This is a genomic window from Candidatus Kaistella beijingensis (assembly GCF_020084865.1).
Lineage (GTDB): Bacteria > Bacteroidota > Bacteroidia > Flavobacteriales > Weeksellaceae > Kaistella > Kaistella beijingensis.
Window position 1 is genome coordinate 1,511,207 of sequence record NZ_CP071953.1, and the last position, 15,039, is coordinate 1,526,245.

A 15,039-nucleotide genomic window follows, 5' to 3' on the forward strand; every position below is an offset into this window, starting at 1 on the left:
CGGTTGTGGAAAATTTAATTTAAAATATATTGAAAAGAAAACCTGCCACGAATTCACGAATGAAATAAAAAAAACCTTTCAGCATTTGAAAAACTGAAAGGTTTTGTAAAATTATTTTGGATTTTATCCATAAATAATACGCTTTCCTTCGGCAAGCTCAGGATAAACTTCACCTCAACGTGACAATCGCTTCGATTGAAGAACAAATTAATTAATACTGTAAGTGGTTCCGTCTCTTCCGTCTTTCAACTCAATTCCTTCTGCAAGTAAACGGTCACGAATTTGGTCGGAAAGTTCGAAATTTTTTGATTTTCTTGCCTGATTTCTCAACTCGATTAAAACCTGCAAAGTTTGGTCAAGTTTTTCGTTGTTGTTTTCTTCAATCGGTTTTAAACCTAGAACTTCAAAAACGAAATCGTGCATCAGTTTTTTCAGTTCTTCTAAATCTTCTGAAGTAATGGTTTCTTTGCCGTCTTTTAATTTGAAGATGAAATTCACCGCCTCGAAAAGATGTGAAATCAAAATCGGGGAATTGAAATCATCACACAATGCTTCCAAACATTTACTTTTCCAACTTGCTAAATCAAAACTTGACGAACCTGAAGCTTGAAACTTGAAACTTGAAACCAAATTAAGCGCTTCCATCAATCTTTGAAATCCTTTTTCGCTCGCCACCATCGCCTCATTGGAAATATCGAGAACACTTCTGTAATGCGCCTGTAAAAAGTTGAATCGCACAATCGAAGGATGAAACGGTTTCTCGAAAAAATCATTATTTCCTGAAACCAATTCCATCGGAAGAATATAATTTCCTGTGGATTTGCTCATTCGCTGTCCGTTCATGGTCAACATGTTTGCGTGCATCCAATAATTTACGGGTTCGGTTCCGTTGCAGGCTTTTCCTTGGGCGACTTCACATTCGTGATGCGGGAATTTCAAATCCATTCCACCGCCGTGAATGTCGAATTTTTCACCTAAATATTTAGTTGACATCGCGGTACATTCCAAATGCCATCCGGGAAAACCTTCTCCCCACGGAGAATTCCAACGCATGATGTGTGCAGGTGAAGCGGCTTTCCAAAGTGCAAAATCTTGCGGGTTTTTCTTTTCGTGTTGCCCATCCAAATCTCTTGTGTTGGCAAAAAGTTCTTCGATGTTTCTTCGGGAAAGTTCGCCGTAATTCAAACCTCTTTTGTTGTATTCCAATACGTCGAAATAAACGGAGCCGTTGCTTTCGTAAGCGAAACCGCTGTTAATTAATTTCTGTGTTAATTCAATCTGCTCCAAAATATGTCCGGTTGCAGTAGGTTCAATTGTTGGCGGAAGAAGATTAAAAGTATCCAAAACCTTGTGAAAATCCACGGTATATTTCTGTACGATTTCCATCGGCTCCAGCTTTTCGAGGCGGGATTGTTTTACAAATCGGTCGTTGTCCACATCGCCGTCATCAGTTAAGTGACCTGCATCGGTAATATTTCTAACGTATCTCACTTTATATCCAAGAAATAAGAGCGTTCTGTAAATAAAATCAAACGACATGAAAGTACGCACATTTCCAAGGTGAACATTGCTGTAAACAGTGGGTCCGCAAACGTACATTCCGACATTGTTTTCGTGAATGGGTTTGAAGTTTTCTTTTTCGCCGGAAAGGGAGTTGTATATTTTTAAATTCATTTTCATTAAATTGGATATGATTTGATTTTGTTTGATTTCACAACTTTATCAAACAATATAAAACAAAGTAGAACTAATCAAACTTTGCATGACTTCCCACATAATGCAGGAATTCTTGTCTTGTAATGGGGTTGGTTCGGAAGATTCCGCTCAATTCTGCAGTGATGGTGGAACTTGCGGTGTCTTTAATTCCGCGACAATTCACGCACAAATGTTTTGCATCGATGATACAGGCGACGTCTTTTGTTCCGAGCGCTTCTTTCAGCGCATCCACAATCTGCATGGTTAATCTTTCCTGAACTTGCGGACGTTTCGCATAATAATCCACCAATCTGTTGATTTTTGAAAGTCCAATCACTTCACCGTTGGAAATGTAGGCAACATGCGCTTTTCCGATGATTGGCAAGAAGTGATGTTCGCAGAAAGAATATACGGTAATGTCTTTTTCCACCAACATTTGGCGGTATTTGTATTTGTTCGAAAAAGTGGAAATTCCAGGTTTGTTTTCGGGTAACAAGCCGCCGAAGATTTCGTTGACATACATTTTTGCGACACGTTTCGGGGAGTCTTTCAATGAATCATCGGTCATATCCATTCCCAAAGTTTCCATGATTGCGTGGAAATGTTCTTGAATAATCTCCATTTTTTCCTGTGGTGATTTCTCGAAAGCATCTTTCCGCAAAGGAGTGTGGTCCTTTCCGGTAAAGAGGTCGTCGTCGTTTTCGATTTCGTAATTCATGTTTTTATTAATGAAAGGACAAAATTAGGGATTTAATTTTTGAATGCCGACAAATTAATTACTTGCAGAAGTCAATTTTGAACCTATCTTGATAAATGGCTTTTCGATATACTTTTCGAGTAAAACCGAAATAAAATAACTTAAAGCAAAAGTCAGCACCAAGAAAGGAAGGAACCATACTATACTTTGGTTTTCCGGGAGCAGAAAAAATGCAAAAATAAAATGCACAACGTAAACGGAATAGGAAACTTTTCCAATTTTTTGAAAAAAGGGGTGATCCAATGAAGTTTTCTCTAAAATTTTAAGCAGCCCACAAAAAGAAATTCCAGAAGATAGCGGTACAAATTCAAACCAACGGAACTGCCAAAAAAATAATGTGACCAAAGTAAATAAGGCGAACAGCGCAAATCCAATCCTCAATGAAATTTGACCAACATATTTGTAATAAACCATTCCAACAACAAATACAGGCAATTGTGTGATGATGTTGTAATACCAAAAAGTATTGTTATCAACTTTAATCTGTAACAAATAAAGTCCCAGAAAACACGCACAAACAATTAATGAAGCCCTAAAAATTATTTTTCCAGAAAATAAAAACCAACGCAACACAGGAAATATGAAGTAGAAAAGCATCTCTGTTGCGATAGACCACCCACCCGGAACAATCTTATTATTTGCCGACGGAATAAAGCCATGAATAAATAAAACATTGGCAAAAACATTCTTGAAAGTATAAGCTCCTGCGTCTTGATAAAATAAGTTCATCAAATAATACACGATAATTCCCAAATAATAAACCGGAAAAATCCTGAAATATCTGCGGATGTAGAAATTTCTCAAGGCGTGCGATTCAGATTTTCGATGGTCTGCAGAAAGACACAAGGTATAGGCGGAAGCAATGAAGAAAAACTGTACGCCAAGCTGCCCATAATTGCAGAAGAATTTTAATAACTTCCAGTATCCCTCCATAGTAATTAGTTGGGAAACATGGAGGGTTACCACCATTAAAATGGCAATTCCTCTTGCTGAATTAATAAAGCTAAACTTCATGTCATTAATAAACGAAACTCAGAACCGAAATTCTGAGTTTTTATCAATCTATTTAAAATCCACCACTTCCGCTAAAGGTAAACGTAGCTGTTAATCCCGCCCGAATGGTTGATAGTGGGAACGCCGTGGAAATTTTGTAACGGGTCAACAACTGGTCATAAAACAATCTCAGATTGAAGTTTTGCGACATATTGTAATCTGCAGAAAGTTTAATACTCATCATTCTTTGTCCACCAGTGACCTGCGAATCGTTCTGAAGAATATTGGTAATTCTTGTTTGGCTGTCTCGGAGAGAAAAGTCGCCACGAATATTTAAGTCACTTTTAAGGGTTCGTTCTTTACCTCTGAAGTTCATTTTCAATTTTAAGTCTTTAAGGATATAACCAAAACCAAGAATGTATTCTTTACCGATATCTTCTGTTAAAGTATGATTTACCAAACCGAGCATGAACATTCTGTCGCGGTTGTAGGAAGCACGAAACTGCATATTGTTACGCATCGTCATATCTGCTCCGATAAGTGGCGCAAAAGCTTCTACATAGCCTACTTGCGAGAATGTGTACGGATTGTAGAAATCTCCAAACGCATCTTTATTAGGAACTGTATTATTCTGCACATTATAATAATCAATACTCGACTGAATTCCCGTGGCGGTGTAAGTTGATGCATAACCATGGAGAATATCAAATTTGGAGAACTGACTGTTTACAAGCGGAATATTTTTCAGACCAGAATAAGTTACCCTCCAATTAGGAAGCGGGAATCCAGATTTTTTCGGTTCAGAAATTGGACCGTTTGGCGTTTTTCCCTCTACTGCGGCTTGAAATGCTGGAACCAAAACATAGGCATTTGCCAAGGAATGACCTTCGGTAAATCCATCTGCAGCAAGAGGTCCGCCCATTTGTTGTGAAATTTGTCTTGCGTTGGCAATCATATTGTCATAAATGGTTGCTCCGTCTGTGAATGCTGTTTTGAAAGTCCACGCTGTTCGTGAAAAAGTAATTAATTCATTCCCAAAGGAAAACTGGAAACCATTTGCCGGGTCTGAGTCCGCGTCAACGTTCCAACCGCCCTGCATGAAATTTCTGGTATAATTTTTCAATACATTCACGTCAATCCTAAAATCATTTACCGGCATAATCTGTACATTCGCCAGGAAATTTTGATTCTTCATCTGCGTAAAAGGATCCGTCATGTAATTTGAGTTGGAAATCCAACCGTTTTCAATCACCGTTCTTCTTAAATCTGCTTGCGAACCTAAAAGGAATCCATAAGTTGGTCCGCCTAAAGTTTGTCCGTAACCATACCAATTCGGTGCAGAAAGTAATCCAGGAAGAACTGTACCATTATTCTCATTATATGAAACATCAAATTGTTTAATTGAAGTTAGAGCATAAGCAATACTTTGCAATGGATTTAGCTTATTCTTAAACTTATAGCTTTTGAAAGTTTTCTTTGAATTTTTCTTCTGCCACAACAAAGTATATGCGTTATTCAGTGAATCGATCTCCTGCTTGCGTTTCTGCATCTTGGTGTTGATCTTCTGGAAATATTTGAATTTACTGAAGAATTTCGGAACATCCACCGTTGCTGTTCCCACAATATTGTTGGTGTTTTGGCCGATGCTTCCTAAACTTTCTTCACGATGGGTCTCTGGATTTACAAACCTTGTCATCACGGTACTTCTTGCATTCCAATTGTACGTAAATCCGTATCCAAGTTCTGCATTGATAAAATCGAGATAAGGCAAATGTTCAAATGGGAAACGGTAATTCAACTGAACTCTGTGATTGTAAAGAACAGGTCTTCCTGCCCGGAACGGATCTGCGAAAATCGATTTCGTGTTCATATCTGCGACGTTCAGGTTGTCGTTCAGGGTTCGCATCGCGGAATTAATTTCTAATTTCAAAGATTTGGTAAAATTAAATCCTAAACCATATTGCCATCCAAAGAAGAAGTTTCTGTTTCTGATGACATCAAAATTCTGACCTGCATTCCCACTCAAAATGGCTTCGATATTTCTAAATTCGAGCTCGTTATAATTTCGGTCGAGTTCAGTTCTGAAAGATAATCTCGTTGGAACTGGATTGAAGTTGAACTCTTTAACCCACTTCAAATATTTATAAGATTTTGCCGTGTCGCTTACTAATTTATTGAACGGCCTCAAAACCCACGGTTTGAAGGAATAATTGTAATCGATATAACCACGCAAATACTGTCGGTAGTTCTTTTTGGTGTAAACATCTCTGTAATAATCATCATTATACATTGCTGTTACCGAAAGATTTTCCACATCATAGAATTTTGGTTTTTTATTAGGATTCATACGTTCTTTACGCATGTTTACCACACCAATACTTCTCTGTTGGGTATAAGTTCGTGCCACTTTTTTCAGTTCTTCCTTATTCGGAGCGTCTTCAAAAGTTACATCATTATCGATAGGGTTGTATTTTGGGTCTTCAATAGTTTGCGTGTACGAGTAATTCACCGGAATTTTCATTCCCGCTTTTTCAGGCAAAAACTTATCAGCGTTTACCGTTGTGTTGATGCTGTATGCAGAACGAGTAGCTTGTGAACGTTCCGAAGGTTTGTCGGTAATTGCTCCAAATCCAACCGACATGTAAGATGCGTTCGCGTTCACAATGGCAAAATCACCTAAGTTGAAATTCAAACTTGCATTTCCTGCATAACCGCCTTTGTTTTCGATTTCAGAAAGTCGGATTTCATTCACCCAAAGTACCAAATCTTTAGACGTGGTTGCACTTTTATTTCGAACACCCAACATGATGGTAGTGACGTTTCCTAAACTTGGGCGACCTTTGATGAAAATCTTTTTATTTGGATCCAGTGCGCTGTACTCTAAATCTTCAGTTCTTAAATCGATTCCTGTTGGTGAATTTTTGTCTCTTCTCAACTTCGCATCCACAAAATTTTGAATTTCAAGATTTACGTTGTTTTCTGTTGGCCAAATTTCTAGCGGTGATCTTGCAGTTTTCGAGGTATATTTCAACGATGCTTCGTATTCGTAATAGTTATCCGTCGCATCACTACCAAAACGGATAAAGAATTTGGCATCTTTATCATAAGCAGTTGATGCTGCATTCTTCAAATCTTCAGCATGTACAAAAAGTTCCAATTTTTTATAACGACGCATATCCAACTGTACGTTTTTGAAGACCCCTCTTGAAGTTTTGCCCATCAAAGGAGCTGTTTTCATATAAAGTGAGGATTCGTTTTGTCTTTGTGCACCTGCATTTCCGCTCAAAACCTGTCGGTCGATTCCTGGAGGAAGAACATAAGGTGGTTCGTTCAATCCGTTTTCTTCGAGGTTCACACTTCCAACATCAAGATTTTGATCAGTTACTAAAATTGTACCCTCGTTATCGGTATCAGTTGTTGCAATATTTTTAGTGTATTTTCTCCAGTCGCTTCTTACCAAATCCAAAGTCCCGAAACGGATGGTTGCTGTTTGATCGAAACCTGTTAAAAGCATTCTTGCGAAACGCACATTATTTAAAATAGAATTATCTGCCTCTCCACCAATTGCTTTATCATCAAACTGCGAAACAGGAACACGGAATAGATACCATTTGTTGGTACTGGTTTGCCCATTCTGGAATTTTGCTTCCACGGTTTTTACATCCACGATGTTGTTTTTTCCTAGAACCATATTTGCTGGATCCAAACTAATCGTGTACTGATTATAATTTTCGTTTTGATCCAAATTATAGTCCCGGTTAATATCTTCAGCATCTGGAGTTTGGGTGGCAACTTCCAACGTGTTGGATTTGGAGTTTCCTTCCGGACCGCGGAAATATTTATAGCGTTCGGTTACAGATGCAGCCTGTGTTCCCTGGAATTTATCGGAAAGATAGAATAAAAAATCATCTGAAGCCGGATCGGGAAGATTGGTTACCGGATTTACAAAATTGGTATTGAATTTAGAGGCTTCACCTGCCGCATCCAAACCGTCGTAACCTAAATCCTGCACTGTTCTTTCTTCTCCTTCCGTAGAAAATGCATAGAGAATGGGTTGCTGGTTGGGCTGTGTTCCCCAATTGGTTGTGGTGGTGTTGGATGGTACATTTGGTGTAGGCATTCCGTTTTCATACTGAAGTTTTCCGTCCTTCAGAACATCTTCCGAAACATTTCCTAACTGCAATAAAAGTTTTGGCGCGGCTCCGAACTGGTTTCCGTCTGCATAAGGATCCATCATCCAAAATTCTACATACTCAATATTGGAGTTCACGAAATTGGAAACAGAAATCGGACGCATTAATCCGCCCCATCGCTGCAACGGAGTTTCGTTCAATGGATTCACGTTGTAAGGTCCTCTTTCCTTTGGAAAATAGGTAATATCTAAAGTATTGGTATAAAGCTGTTCGCCCGCCACAAAATCTCTGCTGTTGTAGAGTTCTTTGGTCTGTACTCTTCGTGAAGCATGATTAGAGACAGCTTGTGCGTTAATTCCGTTTGGAGCTTTTCCTCCAACGCCATAAAATCGCGGATCGATATTGTACCAAGACAACAAGCCTCGTCCGTTTCCATAAGAAAGGTCATCACTTAAACCCGATGTAGAAAAAACAGGTTCCGGATTTTTTTCAGGTTTGGAAGCCAATCCCCACATTGCAGGTTCCTTCAATGAAATTTTGGAAGTACTCTGTTCAAAATCGTCGATATAGGATTGGTCATTAATACCTTTACTCTGGCCAGGAATTAAATAAGCTCCTTCAGCCATGAAATTAAGGTTCGACGGGGCTTCGGTATTGATTAATGGGATTTTATCGGTTAATCTGGTCAGGAAAGGCAATTCGTTGTTGTACAATAAGTTGAAACCAGCCATGGTATTATTCACCGCTTCCTGACCGAAATTAACTTTTTGAGTCAAAGGTGTTTCGGCATAATTTACCACCGTTCCACCCACAGTAAGGTGTTCGTTGAATCTTCTTTCCAAATTTAGACCTAAAAACCGCTTTCTTTGGGTATTGAAGGTCAATTGGTTTTCCATGGAAATATTGATCGCCTGTCCGGATTGCTTTACAGCCTCGTTGATGATATTTACTGTTCCAAGCATATAATCAACCGTGTAATCCACCCCTTCCTGAAGCTGTACTCCGTTTGCTGTAACTTTCACCGAACCTTGTGGAACATTGATTGCTCCGAGAGAAATGCCGCTTCCTTGTGAGCCTTTGTAGCGACCTTCCATGGTATATCGCAAAGCAAGGTTACTTTGTGACGCCACCTGTTTTTGCTGATCATACAAATCGTTGAAAACAAATTTTGGATCATTACTTCCAAGAACATTTTGTAAGTAAGCACCGAAAGGTTTTGCTTTAGTAAAAATTACCTTACCATTTTCTGGATCAATGGTGATATTTGGCACAAAATCGAAAATTCCATCACCGGTTACGCCTCCATTTTCCTGTAAATCGTTATTCATATTTAAACGATCCCAATTGAAAAGTTTCAAAAGGTTGGGATTGGTGACTGGATTATTGTTTACGGTAATATTTACTGGTAAATAATTTACTTTTCCGCTTTGCGAATCCCGATAATATACATTAAGCAAGAATCCGTCACTATTAATCTGATTGGTGTTGAGCGAATAAATATTTTTCATCATCAACTGCCACATTGGTGAAGTGGTTTTAACCGTGGTATTAGGTTTTAAGAGCTTGGTAATCAAAACTGGACTTTCCTCGGAAAATTCCCCGACTTTGTAAACTTTGTTATCACCATTTAAGGTGTAGGAATAAGAAACCGCCAATAATTGATTATCATTAAGTCTTTGATTCAATGATAAGTAGCCCAATTGTGGATGATAAGTAAATTCGTTCTGACCTAATTTTCTGGCTTTTCTGTTGAAGATAAATTGTTCTCCGTCTGTATACGTTTCAGGAGTTCCATTTGCGCTCGGAAAACTTTGACCATTAACTGCATTGTAGGCCGTATTTACATCCCGAACTGGCGCTCCCAAAGCGGTGATGCTTTGATACAGATTATTTTGTGAATTGTCCGGAAATCCAGAAACGCCATCTCCCAAATCACGAATCCCCAAAATACCTTTCTGATCCTGGAGATTTCCGGAACCTTGATCCAAAACCCAAGCTTCAATTCTGGTGATATTAATTCTGGAGTTAATTTGCGGATAGCTCAATAAGGCATTATCATAATTATTCAGGAAATAATGTCCCAAATAATAGTGCTGATTATCCTCATAATCAATTGCGTTCAGTTTAAAGGTGTTCATCACACCGCCTCCCTGTGCAATAATATTTCTGGCTTCACCCTGTTGCTGCGAGAAAACCAAAGTTCCAGTAGTCTTACCCAACTGAAACTCCGTCTTTAAACCAAAAAGAGATTCTGAGCCACGAATTAAACTGGTCGAAAGCGGCATATTCACGTTACCGAATTCTACCCTTTTAATAATTTTATCTTCGCCGCCTGTTGTTTTGTCGTGTAAACCTTTGCTTTGTAAATCTTTCCAGGTTCCCTTTGCCTGCCAAACAAGGTTCATTTTATTTTCAAACGCAAATCCGCTCTGCGTATCGTAGTTAGCTTTAAGTTGCAAATTTTCGCCCACTTTTCCCAACAATCCCAACTGAATTCTTTGCTGAATGTCGATGGCGAAACTGGTTCTGTTTTGTGGTAAAATTAAGGGATTATCAATTTTTTGGTAAAGCGCACCTAAATCGAAAGAGGCAAAACCTTGAGGAATAATTTCGATTTTATTTCCTCCAAAAATCGTTTCAAACAGTTTATTCTTGATATTTAAACTCGGAAGAAGTCCTTTTTTTACGGCATCCGTTTGATCTTTTCTATAACCAAGTGCACTTGTAGAAGATTTTTCTCTGTAATAAGCTGCAAGTTGATTATTCAGCATATATTGATGATATTCTGCGGAAGTCATCGAAACCGGATTTCCAACCACCATATTCCCAATTTTCGGATAGAGAATGTACATCCCGCTTTGTACATCGTAGAAAGCTTCATAACGAATCGGATTCGGCAAAGAAAAATCCTGACGAACAGAGGAACTGTCGGAAGGTTTCACCTGTGCAAAAGTTGTTGCAAAGGAAAAACACAGAAATAAAAATGCTAAAAATTTATGCTGAATGGTAATTTTCTTGTCCAAATGTTAAATATTTTTTAAAATTTGTTTCACCAAATCTTCCACGGTAAGATCGGGATTTTGTTTCAGAATTCGGTCTGCAATCTTCTCGCTCGTCTTCTTGGGAATCCCTAAAACTTCTAAAGCAGATAACGATTCTTCTTTAATTTTATTATTCGCAAAGTTAGAAATATTTTCCTCGGAAATCTTGAATTTTTGGACTTTATCGCGCAAATCCACGATGATTCTTTCAGCGGTTTTGGTACCGATTCCCTTTACCTTTTGAAGGAGCAAACTGTTGTTGGAAAGTATTGCGGAAGAGATTTCTTCAAGTGATAAAGACGACAGCATGATGATGGCGGAAACCGGACCAACTCCGTTAACACTTATTAACAGATTGAACATTTCTTTTTCTAAAATGGTGTTAAACCCGAAAAGCAAATGGGCGTCTTCACGGATGATTTGCTGAATGTTCAGAAAAGTTTCCTTTCCTAAAACCAACTTCTCGGAAGTCTGCAAACTGATGCCTACGAAATAACCAACTCCGTTTACATCGATGATGACTGAAGTTGGATTAAGTTCTTGAACGATACCTTTTAGGGAATAAATCATTTTATAAGAGTTACGGGATTCGAGATACGAGTTGCGAGATTCTGGTTGTGCGTTTTAAAACTGGGTTAAATATAATATTTTATGATGAATAAAGGCGATAACCAAAATTCATCAGCAATTTTAAATTTTTTGAAAAACTTCGTTTTTCGGACAATTGACTTCGTCGAACCACTTGGTTAGGTTTCACGATTTGTCCCTACAATTCCCGTCTTTGCGCATCCAAAACTGCAATGGTAGCCAAATTCACGATTTCATCAACACTTGCGCGCATCTGCAAAACGTGGACAGGTTTTTTCAGGCCCATTAAAATTGGACCCACAACTTGCGCCACCTTCATTCCACGGATGATTTTGTAAGAGAGATTCGCACTTTCCAAATTCGGGAAAACGAAAACGTTTGCAGGAGTCGTTCCCAATTTCGAAAACGGATAGTCGGAAAGATGATCGGAATTCATCGCAAAATCTGGCTGAATTTCACCATCCACAATCATTTTAGGGAATTTTTCATGAAGAATGGAAACCGCTTTCGCTACTTTCTTGGAAGTATCGGAAATCGCTGCAAAATTTTCAAAAGAAAGCATCGCGATTCTCGGCTCGATAGCGAAAGTTTTCACGGTCATTTCCGACATTTTGGCAATATTCACCAAATCTTCCGCAGTTGGATTTTGATTGATGGACGTATCTGCAAAGAAAATCGGCTTCTTCTCCGTTAAAATCATCATCATGGAAGCAATTTTATCCACGCCTTTCTCGCGTTCGATGACTTCCAAAACAGGTTTTAAAATAGATTGGTAATTTTTAGAAAAACCGACAACCAAAGCGTCTGTATCACCGTGCTGCAACATTAATGGACCAAAATAATCTCTTTGACGAACGTATCTTTTTGCTTTGTATTCGTTCATTCCTTTTCTTTGGCGCATTTTCCATAAAGTTTCGCGGTATTTCACGCGGTTTTCTTCTTGGTCATCGTCCATTGGATCAACGATTGGAACATTTAATTCGATACCGAATTTCTTCATTTGTTCCCGAATGTATTTCTTCTCGCCCAATAAAATCGGTTGAGCAATCCCTTCCTCGTAAAGAATTTGAGCCGCCTTCAAAACATTGTATTCTTCAGCATTTCCAAGTGTCACTCTTTTCGGATTGGAACGGGCGCGGTTTTGCATCATTCGGATGAGTTTTTCATCACGACCCATTCTGTCGAGAAGATGCGTCTCGTAATCCTCAAAATTTTCGATTGGTTTTCCGGCAATTCCACTTTCCATTGCGGCTTTTGCAACTGCGATGGAAACCTTGGTAATCAGCCGGTTATCGAATGGTTTCGGAATAAAATATTCTCTACCAAAATTCAATCCTTTTAAATTATAGGCCAAAATTACCGCTTCAGGAACGGGTTCTTTCGCCAAATCTGCAATCGCATAAACTGCAGCCAATTTCATCGCCTCATTAATCGCAGAAGCCTGAACATCGAGTGCGCCACGGAAAATATAAGGGAAACCAAGAACGTTGTTCACCTGATTAGGATAATCGCTTCTTCCTGTCGCCATAATCGTGTCTTTGCGGGTTTCCATCGCCAATTCATACTCAATTTCAGGATTTGGATTTGCCAAACCGAACACGACAGGATTTTCAGCCATCGATTTCAACATTTCAGGCGTCATCACATTTCCTTTGGAAAGTCCGATGAAAACATCAGCACCTTTCACCGCGTCTTCCAACGTTTCCAAATCAGTTTTGGCAATGAAGTCCAATTTCTCAGGAGTGAGATTTTCTCGTTTATGATTGATGACTCCTTTGGAATCACACATCAATATATTTTCCTTTTTCAGACCAAGTTCGATGTACAGTTTTGTACAGGCAATTGCAGCCGCTCCTGCTCCATTCACGACCATTTTTACCTCACCGATTTTTTTACCTGCAATTTCCAAAGCGTTGATTAAAGCCGCCGCAGAAATAATCGCCGTTCCATGTTGGTCATCGTGCATCAAAGGGATATCGAGCTCTTCTTTCAAACGCTGTTCGATGTAAAAAGCTTCGGGAGCTTTAATGTCTTCAAGGTTGATTCCGCCAAAAGTTGGAGCAATTCCTTTTACAATTTCGATGAATTTATCGGGATCTTTTTCGTTAATTTCAATATCGAAAACATTGATGTCCGCAAAAATCTTGAACAAAAGACCCTTTCCTTCCATCACCGGTTTTGAAGCTTCTGCACCAATATCTCCCAATCCAAGAACCGCAGTTCCATTGGAAATAACCGCAACTAAATTTCCTTTTCCTGTATAATCGTAAACCGTTTTCGGGTCTTTTTCAATCTCCAAACATGGAATTGCAACTCCGGGAGAATACGCCAAAGATAAATCCCGCTGCGAAGAATGCGGCTTTGATGGAATCACCTCAATTTTTCCTTTTGGTTCTGATTTATGGTAATCGAGTGCGGCTTGGTTAAAATGTTTTTCGTCTCTTTTATTTTTGTTGGACATAAGTTTTGTTTCGGGTTTAAGGTTTCACGTTTAAGGTTTCAATTTTCTACTTGATGTTTCCTTAAGGCTTTATAATAATGCTTTTTCTGAACTATTAATTCAAATTCAGAATATATTTTTTGTGATAATCTACCAAACTTTCAATGGGTTTTTGCACGATGCAACCCACATTCAAATTGAGTTCTGCCGCTGCGGCGCGAAGAATATCTTCATAATAAAACGCAATTGAACCAATGAAATTGATTTCTGCGTCTTTCGCTTCTTCATACGGCAAAACCTGATAATCGAGAAAGTTTTTCATCTCATCAAAAACCATATTTTGGAAGTAAGGATGACTTTTTCTTTCCACCACAAATTTGTTGAAATCAGCAAGGTACGCATTTGCACGTGGATTGTGGTACATGTTTTTTATCGCGTCTTCAATCGTAAGATTATATTTTTCGATAAAATCGTTCTGTAAATCGGAAGGAAGTTTCTTCATGAAAAATCTTCGCAAAAGATTTTTTCCGATGGCACTTCCGCTTCCTTCATCACCAATTAAAAATCCAAGAGAAGGCAATTCTCTTTTTATTTTTTCACCATCAAAATAGCAGGAATTTGAACCTGTTCCGAGAATGCAGACAATTGCAGGTTTTCCGTTATAGGCGGCATAAGCAGCGGCGGTTAAATCTTCTTTCACCGTGACTTCCGCATTTTTGAAAACTTTTTGAAATTCATTTTCAACCAACGCCACATTTTCAGGAACTCCACAACCGGAACCGTAGAAAAAGACTTTCTGCAAAGAATCTTTGATGGTGAGAAGATTGTTGTTTTTCTCAATTTCGGGAACTATCATTTCCGAATCGATGATATTGGGATTGAAACCAATGGTTTCGGTCTTCAAAAAAACCTTCCCGAACTTGTCGAGAATCACCCAATCACATTTCGTGGAACCGCCGTCAACAATGGCAATCATATGGTAAAAAGTTTAGTCTGCTAAAATATTAATTTAATTTAAAAGAATTTAGATTTAAAGCTATTATTTTATGAATAATATCTAATAAAAAAGCGAACAAAAAATGTCCGCTCAGTTTTTTATAAACAATAAAATTTATTCCACACTCACCACTTCCAAAATTTCGGGAGCATGTTGTTTGATAGTATTTTCAACGCCTAATTTCATGGTAGAAAAACTCATCGGACAACCGTTGCAGTTTCCAATAAGTTTTACGAAAACCGTTTCGGCTTTTACATCAACCAATTCAATATCACCACCGTCTTTATTCAAAAACGGGCGGATTGTTTCAAGTGCTTCCAACACTTTGATTACGGTTTCTTCGTGTTTTATTTCTGTGTTCATCTTCTAATTTTGTTTCAAGTTTCAGGTTTCAG

The 15,039-nt window shown here is 38.5% G+C and carries 8 protein-coding genes; all 8 read right to left on the reverse strand.

Annotation, left to right across the window (positions count from 1 at the left end; all coding sequences use genetic code 11):
- Nucleotides 1-207 precede the first annotated feature (207 nt).
- Nucleotides 208-1,674: a cysteine--tRNA ligase gene (gene cysS / locus J4771_RS07040; RefSeq protein ID WP_224134278.1), complete on the reverse strand. Its 1,467-nt coding sequence runs from the start codon at nucleotides 1,672-1,674 to the stop codon at nucleotides 208-210.
- Nucleotides 1,675-1,747: 73 nt separating this feature from the next.
- Complete coding sequence (gene folE / locus J4771_RS07045) at nucleotides 1,748-2,413, reverse strand: GTP cyclohydrolase I FolE (protein ID WP_224134279.1); 666 nt, start codon at nucleotides 2,411-2,413, stop codon at nucleotides 1,748-1,750.
- Nucleotides 2,414-2,467: 54 nt separating this feature from the next.
- Nucleotides 2,468-3,466, reverse strand: a complete 999-nt coding sequence (locus J4771_RS07050) for an acyltransferase family protein (RefSeq protein WP_224134280.1) — start codon at nucleotides 3,464-3,466, stop codon at nucleotides 2,468-2,470.
- Nucleotides 3,467-3,518: 52 nt separating this feature from the next.
- Nucleotides 3,519-10,601, reverse strand: coding sequence for a T9SS outer membrane translocon Sov/SprA (sov, locus tag J4771_RS07055; protein ID WP_394369762.1), 7,083 nt, complete (start codon nucleotides 10,599-10,601; stop codon nucleotides 3,519-3,521).
- A gap of 3 nt (nucleotides 10,602-10,604) precedes the next feature.
- Nucleotides 10,605-11,189 (reverse strand): Holliday junction branch migration protein RuvA, encoded by a 585-nt coding sequence (gene ruvA, locus J4771_RS07060; RefSeq protein ID WP_224134281.1) that lies wholly within the window; start codon nucleotides 11,187-11,189, stop codon nucleotides 10,605-10,607.
- A 196-nt stretch (nucleotides 11,190-11,385) separates the two neighbouring features.
- A complete protein-coding gene (locus J4771_RS07065) occupies nucleotides 11,386-13,668 on the reverse strand; it encodes an NADP-dependent malic enzyme (protein WP_224134282.1) in 2,283 nt (760 codons plus the stop codon).
- A gap of 94 nt (nucleotides 13,669-13,762) precedes the next feature.
- On the reverse strand, nucleotides 13,763-14,623 hold the full coding sequence (locus tag J4771_RS07070) for a BadF/BadG/BcrA/BcrD ATPase family protein (protein WP_224134283.1): 861 nt from the start codon (nucleotides 14,621-14,623) through the stop codon (nucleotides 13,763-13,765).
- 135 nt (nucleotides 14,624-14,758) lie between these two features.
- A complete protein-coding gene (locus J4771_RS07075; protein ID WP_224134284.1) occupies nucleotides 14,759-15,007 on the reverse strand; it encodes a NifU family protein in 249 nt (82 codons plus the stop codon).
- Nucleotides 15,008-15,039: the final 32 nt, after the last annotated feature.

What these genes read in the sequence shown, in the direction of transcription:
- cysS (WP_224134278.1), bottom strand. Translation starts at nt 1,674, where the DNA reads ATGAATTTAAAAATATACAACTCCCTTTCCGGCGAAAAAGAAAACTTC.
- folE (WP_224134279.1), bottom strand. Translation starts at nt 2,413, where the DNA reads ATGAATTACGAAATCGAAAACGACGACGACCTCTTTACCGGAAAGGAC.
- J4771_RS07050 (WP_224134280.1), bottom strand. Translation starts at nt 3,466, where the DNA reads ATGAAGTTTAGCTTTATTAATTCAGCAAGAGGAATTGCCATTTTAATG.
- ruvA (WP_224134281.1), bottom strand. Translation starts at nt 11,189, where the DNA reads ATGATTTATTCCCTAAAAGGTATCGTTCAAGAACTTAATCCAACTTCA.
- J4771_RS07065 (WP_224134282.1), bottom strand. Translation starts at nt 13,668, where the DNA reads ATGTCCAACAAAAATAAAAGAGACGAAAAACATTTTAACCAAGCCGCA.
- J4771_RS07070 (WP_224134283.1), bottom strand. Translation starts at nt 14,623, where the DNA reads ATGATTGCCATTGTTGACGGCGGTTCCACGAAATGTGATTGGGTGATT.
- J4771_RS07075 (WP_224134284.1), bottom strand. Translation starts at nt 15,007, where the DNA reads ATGAACACAGAAATAAAACACGAAGAAACCGTAATCAAAGTGTTGGAA.